The organism is Nevskia sp. (assembly GCF_023266035.1).
Lineage (GTDB): Bacteria > Pseudomonadota > Gammaproteobacteria > Nevskiales > Nevskiaceae > Nevskia.
In genome coordinates, this window is sequence record NZ_JAHFRY010000063.1 from 1 (window position 1) to 14,749 (window position 14,749).

Here is a 14,749-nt window from a genome sequence, read left to right on the forward strand (position 1 = left end):
GGCACCACCGCAGCGGGCTCGATGGCGGTCAGCTCCAACGTCGAGGTGTTGGACATCGTCGACGCCAGCACCGCGCGCGTGCTGGCGCTCGATGCCCGCACCGGGGCTTCGAGCGCGGTTTACCCGTACGCGTATCTCGGTAGTCTGTACGACGTGCGTCTGGCCTACACCCGGACGTCGGCGATTCCGACGCTGATTCTCGGCAATGGTGTCGCCATCAATCTGCTCAGCGGTGAATCCCGCGCGACGATCTTTCCGACCAGCGATTTCTACGGCAACGGCGCGATCTCGGTGACCGGCGACAGCCGAGAGGTCTATGTCATCGATACCGGCATAAGCCCGTCGCGAATCAGCCACGCGCAGGTGTCGTGGTCGACCTTCGATGGCGCCCGCTTCGTGGTCACCGATCGCGGCAGCCGCTCGCCGGGTTCGAACGGGCTCGACGTCGCGGTATCGCCGGACGGCAGTCAGGTCTACGCCGCCAGCGGTGCACCGTACGAGTTCCCGGTGTTCAGCGGCGACACCTTGCTGCCGGTGCGCACGCTGGCGGGCGCGGCGTACCCGAACAATGCCGAAACCGCGTGGAACGGCTTGTTTGCCGGCGGTGCCGATGCCTTCTACGACGACATCGACATCTGGTTCTACCGCCCCGATGGCTTCGGCATCGGCACCTCCCGCTGCACCAGCGGCAACAGTTCGCTGATCACCGGATCACTGCGCTTCTCCGGCGATGCCTTCCGCTATGTCTGCGCCAGCAACGGCAGCTTCGGCGGCAACCGGACGCTGGTGTTCGACAACGCGCCGACGCCCTGAAGCTTCAGGGGCGCCGGGCGTCGATCCAGTCGAAGCCATCGCGGTTCGGCATGCGGATCGCGGGCAGCGTTTTCTCGTCGAGCACGCCGTCGGCGTCGAGCAAGCCGGACAGGTGCAGCAGCCAGGCGGTGACCGCATAGGTTTCGTCCGCGGTCAGCGAGCCGGGCGCGTTCATCGGCATCGCCCGGCGGGTGAAGTCCCAGAGCGTCGTCGCGTACGGCCAGTAGTTGTTGATCGCCGGGTCCTGATCGGGGCCGGTGATCGCGCCGTCGCTGATCAGGTGGCCGCCGCTGCCGTCGATGCCTTTCGGACCGTGGCATGAGGCGCAGCGCTGGTCGTAGAGGGTCTCACCATCGGCCACCGTGCCACGCCCCGGCGGCAGGCCGCGACCATCCGGGAACACGCTGCGCGGCAGGCGGGCGAGTTCGGCGGCGCTGATCGGCTGGCCTAGGCGTGGCGTTTCCGCGTGCGCTGCGAACGCCAGCAGGCAGGCGAGGGCGGCCCCGGTCGCCGCGCTAGGCATAGACATGGCTCAGCTCCCCGTCTTCGCCGACCTGCCAGGAGACGATCGCGTTGTAGTGGAAGTAGCCGGCCCGGCCACGCTTGGCGACCAGTGCTGCGCGTGTCGGTTGCACAGTGCCGGTTTCGTCGACGGCGCGGCTTTGCAGGATCGCGGCCGCACCATCCCAGCGCCAGGGAATGCGGAAGCGGGTGAAGCTCATCGGCAGCACCGGACCTTGCAGTTGAGCGGGCTTCCAGGTCTTGCCGGCATCGGCGGACACGTCGACGCGTTTGACCTTGCCGCGTCCGCTCCAGGCCAGCCCGCGAATTTCGTAGAGGCCTTTTTCGCTCAGCAGATGCCCGGGCGACGGTGAAGTGATCAGCGACTTCACGTCCATCACGAAGGTGAACTGGCGTGCCCGGCCATCGGGCTGCAGCTCGGTGTAGCGGCTGGTCTCGTTGCGGCTCATCACCGGCTCGCTGCTCAGCTCGATACGGCTCAGCCATTTGACGTTCAGCACGCCTTCCCAGCCCGGCACGATCAGCCGCAGCGGATAGCCTTGTTCGGGGCGCAGGCGCTCGCCGTTCTGGTACAGCGCCAGCAGGCAATCCTTGCGCGCCTTGGCCAGCGGCAGCGAGATGTTCATGCCGATCGCATCGCTGGCTTCGAGCACCAGCCAGCGTGCTGCGGGATCGACGCCGGCTTCGTCGAGAACGATCGACAGCGGTACGCCGGTCCATTCGCTGTTCGAGGCCAGGCCATGCAGGTAGCCGGCGCGGGTCTGCAGCGGCTCCAGGTTCCAGCTCGAATTGCTGTTGCCGCCGCATTCGACGAAGCCGATGCGCGAGCGCTGCGGATAACGCTTCAGCGCCTCGATCGTGAAGCTCAATGGCCGCTGCACCAGTCCGTGGACGCTGAGCCGATGCGCCGCGGCATCGATCTGCGGCACGCCGTTGTGATGGCGCTCGAAGTGCAGACCGCTCGGCGTGATGATGCCTTCGAGATCGTGCAGCGGCGTCCACGACACGCCATTGCCGGCGACGGCGCGATTGGCGCTGATCCAGCGGATCGTCGCTTTCTCCTGCGGCGACGGCTGGCCGTAGTTGCTGAACGGCTGGCCCGGCGTGCGGGTCGGATCGCTTGGTATATCCGCAGCGATGGCGATCGACGGCGCCGCAGCGATGGCCGCGCTCCAGCGCAGGCCGCGACGCAGGAACAGGCGACGGTCGAGCGGGCCGCTCGCGGAAGTCTCGTCGCCTTCGCTCATCGTCTCCTCCAAACAGGCCGGCGCCGTCTTCTGCGGCGATCAGGCTGCACCTTAACTCGCCGAGCACAGCTAGGATCAGCGTTCGTCAAAGGAGCCGTTCATTTGCTTCGACCCAGCCGCCGACTGTTGCTACGCCTGTCCGCCGCCGCGCTGCTGTTGCTGATCGTGGCGACGGTCGTCTCGCAGCGCGCGCTGCCCGAGCATCTGCAGCCGGAGCTTGCCGCCGCCGACGTGCGTCCGGTGCTCGACCGCAGTGGCGAGCCGCTGAGCGCGCACTACCAGCAGCGCTGGAACACCGCCGATCGTTTGCCGCTGGAACAGGTGCCCGCGTTCCTGCGCACGGCGATGGTCGCTGCCGAGGATCGGCGTTTCTGGCAGCACGGCGGCATCGACTGGCGCGCCCGCGCTTCGGCGATCCGCCAGGGCATCGCCGCCGGTCACGCGGTGCGCGGCGCCAGCACGATCAGCGAACAGGTGGTGCGCCTGCTGCATCCGCGGCCGCGCACGCTGTGGTCGCGCTGGGTCGAACGCTTCGAAGCGATGCGGCTGGAAGCGCGCTTCAGCAAGAGCGACATCCTCGAGTTCTATCTCGATCAGATTCCCTACGGTGCGCAGCGGCGCGGCATCCGTCAGGCGGCGCGCCACTACTTCGGCCGCGAACCGGCGACCCTCAGCAATGCCGAGATGCTGGCGCTGGCGGTGATGCCGCGAGCGCCGAGCCGGCTCGATCCGCTGCGCGATGCCGCGCGTCTCAAGGGGCCGATGAGCCGCGTTGCGGCGCGGATGCTCGATGACGGCCTGATCGATGCCGAGCAGGCCGCACAGCTGGCGATCCCGCCGGCGGCGCTCAGTGCAGAAGACGACAGCGTGCCGGCCGCACACTTCATCGCCGAGCTGCGTCGCCGCCAGCCACCGACCGGCGATGGCCCGCTGCGATCCAGCCTCGATCGCGCTTGGCAAGTTCAGGGTCAGCAATTGCTCGATCAGCGGCTGCGCGATCTGGCCAAGGTCGGCGTGCGCCAGGGCGGCTTGCTGGTCGTCGATCTCGATGGCAACAAGGTGCGCGCCTGGAACGTCGGCAATCTCGATGCCGAGGATTCCGAAACCGGCATCGACACCGTGCAGACGCCGCGTCAGCCGGGCTCCGCACTCAAGCCCTTCGTCTATGCGCTGGCGCTGGAATCGGGCTGGACGGCGGCAACGCCGATTGCCGATGACGGCCTCGCGGCGCATGTCGGCGATGGCCTGCATCCTTATCGCAATTACTCGCGGATCAGCTACGGCACGGTCACCGTCCGCGAAGCGCTCGGCAATTCTTTGAACGTGCCGGCGGTGCGTACGCTGCAGTTCGTCGGCGGCGAGCGGCTGCTGGCATTGCTGCGCACGCTCGGCATGCGCGGCCTCGGCCAGCATCCAGATGTCTATGGCGATGGCATTGCGCTCGGCAACGGCGAAGTGAGCTTGGCGGAGCTGGTCGGCGCTTACGCGGCTCTGGCCAATCAGGGCAGGGCGCGACCGCTGACCTTGTTCGAGGACGGCCTCGAAGCGCAGGCTTCAGTCGCGGCGCTGAGCCGCGACAGCGCCTCGATCATCACCGACATCCTGTCCGACCCGCGCGCCCGCCTGCTCGAGTTCGGCGATGGCGGCCTGCTGCGCTTCCCGGTGCAGACCGCGGTCAAGACCGGCACCTCGAGCGACTACCGCGACGCCTGGTGCGTGGCCTATGACGGCCACCATGTGGTCGGCGCCTGGATGGGCGCGCTGGCCGGGCAGGCGATGGATGGCGTCACCGGTTCGATCGGCCCGGCGCTGCTGGTGCGCTCGATGTTCGGGCTGCTGAACCGCAATCAGCAATCCCGGCCGCTGACGCGCAGCCCGAATCTTGAGTCGCACACGGTGCGTGGCCCGGATGGCGGCGAGCGCCTGGAATGGTTCGCGCCGGGCACCGCACCGGAATCACCGGATGCGGTGGTCGCCTCGATCAGCGCCAGCGAAGCCGGCCCGCCGCGCCTGCTGCAACCCTTCGAAGGCCTGCGCATGGCGATCGATCCCAGAGTGCCGCCGGAACTTCAAGCCCTCGAATTCGAGCTGGCCGGCGTGCCGGACAAGCCCGAGGCAAACGCGGTGATCTGGATCGTCGACGCCGCCGAAGCAGCGAGAACGCCAGGTGGCCGCTGGCAATGGCCGCTGTCGCGCGGCGAGCACACGGCGAGTGCCAAGGCCGCCGATGGCCGCTGGCAGACGCCGACGGTGAGCTTCCGGGTGAAGTGAGCGGAACCGCTACAGAAACCGCATCGCGACGATCGCCACCAAGGTCGGCGGCAGCGCCGCCAGCAACAGGCCGAGCGCGCCGATCGTTTCGTCCTCGAAGCGGACTTTCAGGATCGAGAAACCGGCTGGATTCGGCGCATTGGCGATCACCGTCAGCCCGCCGCCGGTCACCGCGCCGGCCACCAGCATGTACTTGAACTCGTCGCTCAGGCCTTCGACCAGCGAGCCGAGGTAGGTCAGTGCAGCGTTGTCGGTCAGGGCCGTCAGCGCAGTGGCGCCGAAGTAGACCGCGTCCGGGCTCATCGACAGCAGCACTGGCTGCAGCCACCACTGCTGCATGCCGCCGAGCACCACCAGGCCGGCGAGGAAGAACGCCACCAGCAGCGCTTCGGGAACGATCAGCCGGCCCTCATGGCGTTGATAAGCCGTGGCGAAGCCGATGAAGAACAGCAGCAGGCCGAGGAACAGCGCCGGGTGATGCGCGAACATCACCACGCCGAGCAGGATCAGCGTGTTGACCAGCATGATCGGCAGCGGCACGGCGGCGTTCTTGCCCTCGCCGCTACTGACGATCCCCGCCAACTGCTTGCGAAACAGCAAGGTCACTGCGATGGCATTGATGACCACCGCGATCGCGGCCTTCCAGCCGAAGTTGCTCATCATGAAAGCGATGTCCCAGTTCCACTTGCTGGCGACCATCAGCACCGGCGGCGCAGCGAACGGCGTCAAGACTCCGCCGATCGAGATGTTGACGAACAGCACGCCGACCGTCGCGTACTTGAACCGGCTCGACAGGCCTTCAGCGTTCAGGAAGCGGTCGCACAGCATCAGCGCGCCCAGCGTCATCGCCGCCGGCTCGGTGACGAATGAACCGAGCAGCGGCACCAGCGCCATGATCGTGAAATAGGTGGCGATGCTGGTCGGCAGCGGCAGCAGCCTGGACAAGCCCTTGACCAGCATGCCGGCCAGATCGAGGATCGGCCGGCTGCCGGAAACGATCATCACCGCGAACACGAACAGCGGCTCGGTGAAGTTGCGCGAATCGACATAGGCGACTGCCGCGTCGCTACCTTCGAGCACGAACAGCAGGATCACCAGCACCATCGCCCAGAAGCCGAATACCACCTCGACCTCGCCGAGCAGATGAAAGATGCCCTCATGCCGCGGATAGCGATGCGCCAGACCTTCGAAGAACTTGGTCGAGAAGGTGTGGATCAGGGCGATGACGAAGATTGCAGCGGCCAGCGACTGGATCAGGGTCGGCGTCATGATCGAAGAGGGTTGGCGGGGAAGGGATTGACCGTACCACGCGGCTTGTCGGCAATTGTCAGCCTGCCGTGAAGCCCAAACGAAAAGCCCACCGCGAGGGTGGGCCAGTTCGAGAACTGCTCCGAGATCAGAAGATCTTCGAGAACACCCAGTACAGCGAGCCGGCCAGCGTGATCGACACCGGCAGGGTCAGCACCCAGGCCATCAGCAGATTGCGCACCGTCGACATCTGCAGGCCGGACTGGTTTGCCGTCATCGTGCCGGCGACGCCGGAGGACAGCACATGCGTCGTCGATACCGGCATGCCGAAGGCATCTGCGGCGCCGATGGTGGCCATCGCCACCAGTTCCGCCGAGGCACCCTGTGCGTAGGTGAGATGCGATTTGCCGATCTTCTCGCCGACGGTCACCACGATGCGCTTCCAGCCGATCATCGTGCCCAGGCCGAGCGCGAAGGCCACCGCCACCTTCACCCAGGTGGGGATGAAGCGCGTCGCCTTGTCCAGCGAGGATTTGTAGCGGTCGAGGGTCTTCGTTTCGTCGTCCGCGAAGTTGAGGCTTGGCTCCTTGCCGAGGCGCTTCACCGCTTCGGCAGCGATGTACATGTCGTTGCGCATGTTGCGGGTCTTGTCGGCCGGCACCCGCGCCAGCGAACCGTATTCGCCAACTTGGCTGTCGATGTCGGCGGCCAGCGCCGTCAATGCCGGCACCGTCTGCGGATCGAGGGTCTTGTCGGCGATGTAGCGGGTCAGCGCCGTACGCGGATCGCCTTCGAACGCGGCGGCGCTGCCATGCGAGTTCATGGTCTGATTCATCGCCAGCGTATGGCCGTGGAACTCGGCGACATATTGCGCCGGCACCGCACGGTTCAGCGCATAGGCAGTCGGCACGGTGCCGATCAGGATAAGCATGATCAGGCCCATGCCTTTCTGGCCGTCGTTGGAGCCGTGGGCAAAGCTGACGCCGGTGCAGGTGAAGATCAGCAGACTGCGTATCCACAGTGGCGGCGCAACGCCCGGCTTCGGCGCTTCGTACAGCGCCTTGTTGCGGACCAGCACCTTCAGGGCCAGGAACAGCAGCGCCGCGGCAGTGAAGCCGAGCAGCGGCGACAGCAGCAGGGCCTTGCCGATGTCGGTCGCCTTGCTCCAGTCGACACCCGCCGTGCCACTGCGGCCGTGCATCAGCGCGTTGGCAATGCCGACACCGATGATCGAACCGATCAAGGTGCGCGAGCTGGAAGACGGAATGCCGAGCGCCCAGGTGGCGAGGTTCCAGGCGATCGCCGCGAACAGCAGCGCGAAGACCATCGCGAAACCGGCACTGGATCCGACCTGCAGGATCAGCTCGACCGGCAGCAGCGAAATGATGCCGAAAGCCACCGCGCCGCTGGACAGCAGCACGCCGAGAAAATTGAAGAAGCCCGACCAGACCACCGCGACATTGGCCGGCATCGAGTTGGTGTAGATGACGGTCGCCACCGCGTTCGCCGTGTCATGAAAACCGTTGACGAACTCGAAACCGAGCGCAATCAGCAGGGCGATGAACAGCAGCATGAACGGCAGATAAGTCGTCGCCTGAATGCCCGCTGCGCTGGCATCGACATAGACGCTGTACGCCACATAAAGAATGGCCACGATGACCGACGCGGCAAAGCCGATCGTCCCCGCCACCCCGAGCCCTTGATCCATGCGCGGTGCGCCGCTGCCAACCGGCCCGATCGTCGTTGTGCTCATCTCGTCCCCCAGTAGTTTCTCGCCCGAAGCTAGCAGCGGCTAATGACACGCATGTGTCACAAAGCGGCTTTCGAGAGGCCGAAACACCGAGTTACCCGCAACGGGTCCTGTGTTACCCGGAAACTTGCCCAGTTGATGCCGGATTCGAGTGCAATGAACCGCACTGTCATGGGACAGCGGGCACAAAAAAGCCCTTGTTTCCAAGGGCTTCGGTTTTCTGGGCAATGCTTGATGATCGAATGGTGGCTAGAGGCGGGATCGAACCGCCGACCTCAGCATTATGAGTGCCGCGCTCTAACCATCTGAGCTACCTAGCCACGCGAGGCGCGGATTGTAGGGGGTTCGAGGGGCCGCGACAATGATTTTTCGGCATTTTTAGCCGCGGGGCGCTTCAGCTTGTCGTCGGCATCAGGTCTTTCAGGCTTCGCCAGCCGCCGTCGATCGACCAGACCTGGGTGTAGCCCATCTTTTGCAGGTTGTCGGCGGCGAGTGCCGAGCGGAAGCCGCCGCCGCAGTACAGATAGAGCGGCTCGGCCTTGTCCGGGTGGCGGGCTTCGATGTCGCGTTCGATCACGCCTTTGCCGAGCCATTCGGCGTTGCTGACGTGGCCGGCGGCGTATTCGCTTTCTTCGCGGACATCGATGAGCTTGGCGGCCGGGTTGGCGGCCAGCGTGGCGGCGAGATCGCGGGCGTGAATTTCCTGGATGCGGGTCTTTGCGTCGTCGACCAGCGCCAGGAAGGCGGGCGGGTGAGTGTCAGCCATGATCTTCTCCAGACAATGAAGCGGCGGCGGGTTAGATTACCGGGCCGAGGCTGCAAGGCCCAATAAGAACCATCAAATACAGGCCGGTGCGATGAGTCGACCAGCAATCTTCATTACCGGTGCCGCGGCCGGCATTGGTCGCGCCACAGCCGAGTTGTATGCGGCCAAGGGCTGGTTCGTGGGCCTTTACGACGTGGCCGGCGCTGCTGTCGAGGCGCTGCGCGATCAGCTTGGCGCTGACCACGCCATTGCTGAAGCGCTGGACGTCGTCGATGCTGCCGCCGTTACCGCCGCACTGGAACGCTTCTTCAGGCGCAGCGGCCGGCTCGATGTGATGTTCAGCTGCGCCGGCATCCTGAGCACCGGGGACTTCGCCGACATTCCGATCACTCGTCATCACCTGATCGTCGACGTCAATCTGAAGGGCGTCATCAACGGTGCGCATGCGGCCTTGCCGTATCTGCGGCAGACGCCGGGTGCCTGCCTGATCAATATGGCGTCGGCCTCGGCGATTCACGGCGCGCCGGGCTTCGCGAGCTACGGTGCAACCAAGTTCGCGGTGAAGGGTCTGACCGAAGCCTTGAGCATCGAATGGGCGCAGTACGGAATCCGCGTGATGGACCTGCTGCCGCTGTTCGTCGCGACGCCGATGGTCCACGACGTGGCTGCGCCGCCGAAGTCGATCACCCGGATGGGCGTGAACCTGAAGGCCGAGGACATTGCCGCCAAGGTCTGGCAGGTGTCGCAGTCCAGAAGTCTGGCGCACACCCATTGGTACCCCGGCCTGCAGACCCAGGCCCTGGCGCTGGCCAACAAGTTGTTGCCGGCTTTCCTAAATCGCTACACGACCAAACTGGTCAGCGGCTACTGACGGGATGACGATGTCCAGACTTCGATTCGCCGCATTCTTCTTGAGCCTCGTCAGCGGGCCGATCAGTGGTCCGATCTGGGCCCAGGGCGGCTCGCCGGCCGTTGATGCCACCGTGCAGGCAAACCAGGCGGCGAAAGCGGCGCAGACGCGCATCGATGCGCTCGATGACCAGACCCGCAGCATGCTCGAACGCTATCGCGCGGCGATCTGGCAGGCGCAGCAGCTGAAGGTCTACGCCGAGCAGATCGAACCGCTGCTGGCGACCCAGGAAGCCGAGCGCGCGGCCCTGGCCGCGCAGGCTCGCGATCTCGCCACCAACACTCGCGATCTGACGCCGCTGCTGCTGAAGATGATCGACAGCCTCGACAAGTTCATCGCGCTCGATCTGCCGTTCCTGCAGGCCGAGCGCCGCGATCGCATCGCCTCCCTCAAGCAGTTGATGACCGATCCGGCGGTGACCCAGGCCGAGAAATACCGTCGCGTCGTCGAGGCCTATCGCATCGAAGGCGACTACGGCCGCGTGTTCGGCGCCGAGCGCATGGAACTGAGCGAAGGCAGCGACAAGAAGCTGATCGACGTGCTGCGCGTTGGCCGCACTGCGCTGTACGGCCTGACACTCGATGGCCGCGAAGCGATGCACTGGGATCCGGCGAAGAAGCAGTGGATCGGCTTGCCGGAACAGCATCGCGGCGAGATTCGCGAAGCGCTGCGCATTGCGCGTGAAACTGCGGCGCCGCTGGTCGTGAAGCTGCCGGTGCCGGCACCACGGGCGGCTGTGACTGGAGCGCAGCCATGAGCATGCGCGCCCTGATCCTTGCGCTGCTGTTCGGCAGCTTCGGTGCCGCTCACGCCCAGCAACCCGCCGCGATCGACGATCTGCTGAAGTCGATCCGCGAATCGAGCACACAGAACGCCAAGATCAATCAGGAGCGTGAGGCGCGCTTCCTGCGCAACAAGGCCGATCAGCAGGCGCAGCTTGCTCAGGCCGAGGCCGAACTGCGTGTCGCCGAAGGCAAGGCCGCGGCGGTGCGCAGCCGCTATGAGGGCGCGCAGAAAGCGATCAGCGATTACAAGGCGCAGCTGACGGCCAGCAGCGGCGATCTCGGCCAGGTCTATGCAGCGGTGCGGGAAGCGGCGGCGCAGTTCCGCGCGGCGGCGGCGGATTCCTATGTCACCGCGCAGTTTCCGGAACGGCTGAAAGCGCTCGATCAGCTGGCCGATCCCAACCGCTTGCCGAGCAATCAGCAACTGGAGGATTTCTGGTTCCTGCTGATGCAGGAGATCAGCGAGAACGGCAAGGTCGTGCGCTTCCCGGCGGAAGTCACGGCGATCGATGGCCTGACGACCAAGCAGACGGTGACCCGCATCGGCGCCTTCAGCGCGATTCACGACGGCAAGTATCTGGTTGCCCAGCCCGGCGGCAGTCTGGTAACGCCGCAGCGCTCCGAGCAGGCCAGCGGACCGGCGCATGCTCTGGAGGAAGCCAAGGCCGAAGACGGATGGCTGCCGGTGTCGATCGATCCGACACGCGGCAATCTGCTGCGGCTCGCGGCCCTCCGGCCTGACGTGATCGAGCGCATCCATCAGGGCGGCGCGGTGGGTTACGTGATCATCCTGCTCGGTCTGGTCGGCGTCGGCCTGGCGCTGTATCAGCTCTGGTATCTGGCGATCGTTGGCGGCCGCATGAGCCGCCAGCTCGGCAACATCGAAGCGCCGCAGCTGGACAATCCGCTGGGCCGCGTGCTCGCTTGCCTGAAGGACGATGACCGCGCCCACGATCCGGAAGTGCTGGAAACCCGCGTCTCCGAAGCGGTGCTGCGCGAACTGCCGCGCATCGAGCGCTTCCAGAGCTTCCTGAGCATGGTCGTTGCGGCGGGCCCGTTGCTGGGTCTGGTCGGCACCGTCACCGGCATGATCATCACGTTTCAGGTGATCACCGAAGTCGGTGCCGGCGATCCCAAGGTGATGGCTGGCGGCATCTCGCAGGCGATGATCGCTACCGTGCTGGGCCTGTTGATCGCGATCCCGATCCTGTTCATCAACAGCATGCTCGGCGCCCGTTCGCGGGTGCTGGTGCAGGTGCTCGACGAGCAGGCCGCTGGCCTGCTGGCGCGCCGTCTCGAAGCGCGCGCCCTTGGGGCCGAAGGGGCTGCGCCATGAACGAGATGCTGCATCTGGTCTACGAACTGCCGCGTGATTCCTGGGAGGATTTCCTGCGCCTCGGCGGCTGGGTCGTGCAAGTGATCCTGGCCGCGTCACTGGCGATGTGGCTGCTGATTCTCGAGCGCTACTGGTATCTGAAGCGCATCCATCCGTCGCGGCTTGCCGAGAAGAAAGCCGAGTGGGCCGGCCGCCGCGAGCGTCGTTCGTGGACGGCACAGCGGATCCGTGAACAGCTGCTGTCCGAGCTGAAGATCGGCATGAGCGCGACTCTGCCGCTGATCAAGGTCATGGTGCCGCTGGCGCCGTTGCTGGGTCTGCTCGGCACCGTCGCCGGGATGCTCGAAGTGTTCGATGCGATGACGGCGGCGGGGCAGGCCGATGTCCGCGCCATGGCCTACGGCGTGTCGCACGCGATGGTGGCCACTCTGGCCGGGCTAATCGTCAGCCTGCTCGGCCTGTTCTTCTCGGTGCGGCTTGCCGCGCGGGTGCGCTGGGAAACCGATCGCCTGCCTGATCGGTTCGTTACCGAATGAAAACGCCAGGCCCATGAAAGTCCGCCGCCATTCCCAGGCCCGCGAAGATACCCACATCGACCTTGCGCCGATGCTCGATTTCTTCCTGAACCTGCTGATCTTTTTCATCATCAGCGCGGCCTTCGTCAGCGAATCCGGCCTGAAGATCAACCGGCCGAGCGCACAGACGGCAGTCAAGCTCGACAACTCGGCGATCTTCGTCGGCATCTCGGCGAGCGGCGAGATCTTCGTCGATCGCGGTCGGGTCGATATCCGCCTGCTGCGTGCGACGATCGAACGCCTGCGCGCGCAGAAGCCGAAATCGCCGGTGGTGATCCAGGCCGATCGCGATGCCCGGGCGGGGCTGGTCGTCGAAGCGATGGATCAGGCGCGATTGGCCGGTGCCATCGACGTCGCGATCTCTGCCGCTCCGGTCAGCACGCCCTGAGATGGCGGCCGTCGCCGACAGCAATGGCTTGATTCCGGCGCGTCGCGACGTACTGCGCTGGTTGCTGCTCGCCCCGCTGGCCGCGCTGCTGGTGCTGCTGATGGTGGTGATGATGCGCTGGATGATCCTGTCGCCTCATCTCGACGGGCCGCCCGGTGAAGAATCGCTGCCGGTTTCGCAGATCGTCAAAGCCGAGGAGCAGAAGCCGCCGGAGCCGGACGACGCGGCCGCCAAGTTGCCGGAACTGGCGCCACCGCCGCCGCCCGACGCGCCGCCGTCGCTGGCGCGGCCCAACCTGCCGGTGATCGCCGGGCCATCGATTCCGATCGTGGCGCCGAATGTCGCGATCGCCAACATCGGCGTCGGCGACGTCAACCTCGGGATCGGCATGGGCCTGGGCAATTCCGGCACTTTCGGCGGCTTTGCCGGCGGTGGCGGCAACGGCAATGGCGGCGGCGGTGGTGGTGGTGGAGGTCGGGGCAATGGCAGCTTCAAGAGCCGCGAGCTGGTGCCGCTGTCGACCGCGCGGCCGCAGATGCCGCCCTGGGCCTGCAAGCAGAAGCTGCGCGGCTGGGTCGAGGTGGTGTTCGTGGTCACGCCGCGTGGCCAGGTCGAGAACGTGCGCATTGTCGATGCGAGCCCCCGGGGTGTCTTCGAGGCGGCGGCGATCGAAAGCGTCAGCAACTGGATCTATCCGAAAGGTGGCGAGACGGCGGCCGAAGTGAAGCAAAGAGTCGACATGGACCCCGCCGACTGCGTCTACAACTACAACAATCCATGAAATCGAGTTTCTACCTGCCACTGTTGTCATCCGCACTTCTGCTGCCGCTGGCCGCTTTCGCAGCGGGCGATGCCCACGACGAAGCGCTGATCGAAACCCTGGCGATCGGTCTCGGCTTCGCCTTCGTCGGCGGCTTCATCGCGTTTCGCCTGGGCCTGCCGCCGCTGATCGGCTATCTGGTGGCCGGCGTTTCGGTGGGGCCGTTCACGCCCGGCCTGATCGTCGATTCGACGATCGCGCCGCAGCTCGCCGAGATCGGCGTGATCCTGCTGATGTTCGGCGTCGGCATGCATTTCTCGATTCGCGATCTGATGCGGGTGCGGCGCATCGCCGTGCCCGGTGCCATCGCGCAGATCGCGCTGGCCACGGCGATGGGCGTTGGTCTTGCCGAGTTCTGGGGCTGGACCCTGGGCGGCGGCATCGTCCTCGGGCTGGCGCTGTCGGTGGCCAGTACCGTGGTGCTGCTGAAGGCGCTGGAAGCGCGCGGCATGCTGCAGTCGGAAGATGGCCAGATCGCGATCGGCTGGCTGATCGTCGAGGATCTGGTCATGGTCCTGGCGCTGGTGCTGCTGCCGGCGCTGGCCGGGCCGCTCAGGGGCGAAGCGCTGGATCTGAACGCGCTGCTGCGTTCGCTGGGCATGACCCTGGCGATGATCGCGCTGTTCGTGGTGCTGATGCTGGTGGTCGGCAAGCGGGTGTTTCCGTGGCTGCTGGCGAGAGTCGAGAAAAGCGGTTCGGCCGAGTTGTTCACCCTGGCTGCGATCACCTTGTCGCTCGGCGTGGCGTTCATCTCGGCCGAACTGTTCGGCGTCAGCTTCGCGCTCGGCGCCTTCTTCGCCGGCATCGTCGTCAACGAATCGGATCACAGCCATCGCGCCGCGGATGAACTGCGGCCGTTCCAGGATGCGTTCGCGGCGCTGTTCTTCGTCTCGGTGGGCATGCTGTTCGATCCGATGATCGTGTTGACCGCGCCCTTGTCGCTGCTGGCCGTGGTGGCGGTGATCGTCGTCGGCAAGTCGGTGGTCGCCTACGCGATCGTCCGCGTGCTTGGCTGGCCGAACGGCACGGCACTGAACGTATCGGCGGCACTGGCCCAGATCGGCGAGTTCAGCTTCATCCTGATCGGGCTTGGCCTGACTCTGGAACTGGTGCCGAAGCAGGCGCAGGGTCTGCTGGTAGCCGGCGCGCTGATCTCGATCGCGGTCAATCCGCTGGTGCTGCGCCTGACCACCCGTTTCCGGTGACCGGGGCGAATCGGGAATGAGGCGGCTACGCGCGACCTTGCTTGCCGGCCTGCTGCTCGCTGGCACTGCGGCCGAGGCCGACCAGTACCGCAGCCAGGCGCGAGCGCCAGGCG

12 protein-coding genes, 1 tRNA gene and 2 pseudogenes are annotated in these 14,749 nt (G+C 66.0%); 9 read left to right on the top strand and 6 right to left on the bottom strand.

Going from position 1 to position 14,749, the window contains the following annotated elements; all coding sequences use genetic code 11:
- Window positions 1-813, top strand: a pseudogene (locus Q0D45_RS11275) (hypothetical protein); the annotation flags it as partial.
- Between the two features lie 4 nt (window positions 814-817).
- On the opposite strand, the gene Q0D45_RS11280 reads toward Q0D45_RS11275, so the two are convergent.
- Window positions 818-1,342 (bottom strand): cytochrome c, encoded by a 525-nt coding sequence (locus Q0D45_RS11280; protein ID WP_293392740.1) that lies wholly within the window; start codon window positions 1,340-1,342, stop codon window positions 818-820.
- The gene (gene soxC, locus Q0D45_RS11285) at window positions 1,329-2,582 is read right to left on the bottom strand and encodes a sulfite dehydrogenase (protein ID WP_293392743.1); all 1,254 of its coding nucleotides are present in this window, start codon (window positions 2,580-2,582) and stop codon (window positions 1,329-1,331) included. The genes Q0D45_RS11280 and soxC overlap by 14 nt, the downstream gene beginning before the upstream one ends.
- A 102-nt stretch (window positions 2,583-2,684) precedes the next feature.
- Between soxC and Q0D45_RS11290 the strand changes: the two genes are divergently transcribed.
- Complete coding sequence (locus tag Q0D45_RS11290) at window positions 2,685-4,853, top strand: transglycosylase domain-containing protein (RefSeq protein ID WP_293392746.1); 2,169 nt, start codon at window positions 2,685-2,687, stop codon at window positions 4,851-4,853.
- 9 nt (window positions 4,854-4,862) lie between these two features.
- Here Q0D45_RS11290 and Q0D45_RS11295 read toward each other — a convergent pair whose 3' ends face one another.
- The 4 genes from Q0D45_RS11295 to Q0D45_RS11310 all read right to left on the bottom strand — a co-directional run bounded on the left by Q0D45_RS11295 (window position 4,863) and on the right by Q0D45_RS11310 (window position 8,617).
- Window positions 4,863-6,122, bottom strand: coding sequence for a putative Na+/H+ antiporter (locus Q0D45_RS11295; protein ID WP_293392749.1), 1,260 nt, complete (start codon window positions 6,120-6,122; stop codon window positions 4,863-4,865).
- A gap of 127 nt (window positions 6,123-6,249) precedes the next feature.
- Window positions 6,250-7,809, bottom strand: coding sequence for an inorganic phosphate transporter (locus Q0D45_RS11300; protein ID WP_366946418.1), 1,560 nt, complete (start codon window positions 7,807-7,809; stop codon window positions 6,250-6,252).
- Window positions 7,810-8,094: 285 nt separating this feature from the next.
- Window positions 8,095-8,171 (bottom strand) — tRNA-Met (locus tag Q0D45_RS11305).
- 74 nt (window positions 8,172-8,245) lie between these two features.
- Window positions 8,246-8,617 (bottom strand): rhodanese-like domain-containing protein, encoded by a 372-nt coding sequence (locus Q0D45_RS11310; protein ID WP_293392754.1) that lies wholly within the window; start codon window positions 8,615-8,617, stop codon window positions 8,246-8,248.
- A 91-nt stretch (window positions 8,618-8,708) separates the two neighbouring features.
- Here Q0D45_RS11310 and Q0D45_RS11315 point away from each other — a divergent pair, with 91 nt between their 5' ends.
- From Q0D45_RS11315 to Q0D45_RS11345, 7 genes and pseudogenes are all read left to right on the top strand, one after another.
- Window positions 8,709-9,488 carry an SDR family oxidoreductase gene (locus Q0D45_RS11315; protein WP_293392756.1) on the top strand — a complete coding sequence of 260 codons (780 nt, stop codon included), beginning with the start codon at window positions 8,709-8,711 and terminating at the stop codon, window positions 9,486-9,488.
- 10 nt (window positions 9,489-9,498) lie between these two features.
- Window positions 9,499-10,284 (top strand): DUF3450 domain-containing protein, encoded by a 786-nt coding sequence (locus tag Q0D45_RS11320; RefSeq protein WP_293392758.1) that lies wholly within the window; start codon window positions 9,499-9,501, stop codon window positions 10,282-10,284.
- The gene (locus Q0D45_RS11325) at window positions 10,281-11,648 is read left to right on the top strand and encodes a MotA/TolQ/ExbB proton channel family protein (RefSeq protein WP_293392761.1); all 1,368 of its coding nucleotides are present in this window, start codon (window positions 10,281-10,283) and stop codon (window positions 11,646-11,648) included. Before Q0D45_RS11320 ends, Q0D45_RS11325 begins: the two co-directional genes overlap by 4 nt.
- A complete protein-coding gene (locus Q0D45_RS11330; RefSeq protein WP_293392764.1) occupies window positions 11,645-12,184 on the top strand; it encodes a MotA/TolQ/ExbB proton channel family protein in 540 nt (179 codons plus the stop codon). Before Q0D45_RS11325 ends, Q0D45_RS11330 begins: the two co-directional genes overlap by 4 nt.
- Before the next feature lie 13 nt (window positions 12,185-12,197).
- The gene (locus tag Q0D45_RS11335) at window positions 12,198-12,611 is read left to right on the top strand and encodes a biopolymer transporter ExbD (RefSeq protein WP_273453000.1); all 414 of its coding nucleotides are present in this window, start codon (window positions 12,198-12,200) and stop codon (window positions 12,609-12,611) included.
- Window position 12,612: 1 nt separating this feature from the next.
- Window positions 12,613-13,392 carry an energy transducer TonB gene (locus tag Q0D45_RS11340; RefSeq protein WP_293392771.1) on the top strand — a complete coding sequence of 260 codons (780 nt, stop codon included), beginning with the start codon at window positions 12,613-12,615 and terminating at the stop codon, window positions 13,390-13,392.
- Window positions 13,393-13,439: 47 nt separating this feature from the next.
- Window positions 13,440-14,609: pseudogene (locus Q0D45_RS11345) on the top strand (cation:proton antiporter); the annotation flags it as partial.
- Window positions 14,610-14,749 lie beyond the last annotated feature (140 nt).